The sequence below is a fragment of the Bartonella sp. CL63NXGY genome (genome assembly GCF_042194905.1).
Taxonomy (GTDB): Bacteria; Pseudomonadota; Alphaproteobacteria; order Rhizobiales; family Rhizobiaceae; genus Bartonella.
The window spans coordinates 1-1682 of sequence record NZ_JBHINK010000051.1; the positions used below are offsets into that span (position 1 = coordinate 1).

At 48.1% G+C, this 1682-nt stretch carries 1 protein-coding gene; it reads right to left on the reverse strand.

Features of this window, described 5'->3' with window-relative positions; translation table 11 throughout:
• A partial coding sequence (locus ACFIK0_RS09100; protein ID WP_375663874.1) for a filamentous hemagglutinin N-terminal domain-containing protein occupies positions 1–1682 on the reverse strand: 1682 nt, incomplete at both ends.

A 1682-nucleotide genomic window follows, 5' to 3' on the forward strand; every position in this document is an offset into this window, starting at 1 on the left:
ATCAAAAGAAAGCCGTTTTTATCTAAAATAAGATCCCCTGAACCGCCCGTAGAAACGACACCTGTCATCAGTGTGCCTGCATCAAGGCTGCCTACCTTTAAAACAGCTTTTTCACCCGTCATCAGCGAAGAAAAGTCAACCGCCCCACCCTCAATATTTGCCTTGCCATAGGCTAAAAGTTGTCTAAAATGAACGGGGGCATTTGTTTCTGGTTGTGCTTGAATGGCAACATTTTGATGCGACAGAATTGTTTGAGAAACAGAAAGTCCGTTATGAGAAACCAAGGTGATATCTCCTGCACCATAAATACTTTCAGCGACAATCGCACCTTGACTGCTCTGGAGATCAACATCCCCTTGGGTGCTAAGAACAACAACACCAGCAGCACCCGTTGCCGCCATATCAACCCCACCGGCTAAAAGCTGCGCCTGTATATCACCACCGGCATGCGCCTTGAGATTCCCTTGCGCTAAAACAATCCCCTCAAGCTTCAAGTCTCCGCCCGCTTCAAGAGCCATATCAGCACCTGACCCTAGCCCTGAAACTTGAAGTGTCTGGCGCGAAGAAAGCTCCATATTGCCTCCCGATGTTGCTTTACCAGCAATCGATAAAAGCCCATCCTGCGCCTCTATCTTCAAATGACCATCAGCGCCAACCGTTTCTAACGTCACATCCTTGTGAGCGGCAATATCAATATGCTTTTTCGAGGTGATGTGTTTTGCCAATACGCTCTGGCTTTTCGATTTGAGGACAACGCCCCCATGACCAAAAACATTCTTCAACGAGATTTTCCCGTCAGCAGAAAGATGCAACTGCCCCGCATTGGCTGCCATATCATGGCGCATACGAACCCCAACACCTTTTTCTGTTGCCACAAGTTTAATCTGATCCGCCTGTAGAGCCCCCAAAGCAGAGCCATCTATCGCATATTCCGGTTTACCGGTAATATCAGTTAGCTCTTTCATCTGCCGAGAAGCATAATCAAAGTGACCCGTCCCTGCTGTCACTCCAATTTCCTTGCCCGCAACAGCTCCTTCAAAATGCACTGTGCGTGAGACAATATCGACAATATCAACAGCCCCTTGGCCTGAGAAAAAATTGGCTCCCTTGGCGCCAAAGGTGATATCCCCACCTCGCACCTCAAAGCCTTTCAAAAAACCGCTCGCATCAATTTCGGGTACACCTGTGGTTAAGGTCGCATGGGGCGTATTGATAAAACCGCAACCATCACAGCTTATCCCATTGGGATTGGCTATAATCACATCGGCTGGGCTCCCAAAAACCTCTCCTGGACCATGAAGCGCACTGCGCTTGCTGCTGGTCACTTCATTTAAAATCACTTTCGCCGAACCCGTGAGGCGCAAATGCGGATTGCCCGGCATAATGCCCCCCAACTGCGATTGCCCCACTTCTTGCGCATGATTATTCCAAATCACACCTGGATTTCCAATATTAAAATCGTTATATTTATTGTGTGATAAGCCCTTGCCATTGGGGGTGACAATATCAATGGAAGGAACCCCATTGGGCGCTGCTACTATATCTGGGCGATGGGCGGCATGAGCGTTAGGATCCACAGTAATTTGTGCCTGTAACGCTGAAGGGGCTAACAAACAAGAAAAACCAAGTCCCCCAAATAAAACCTTTTTGAGCATCGTACTGGAGACCAAAACACCTAATAA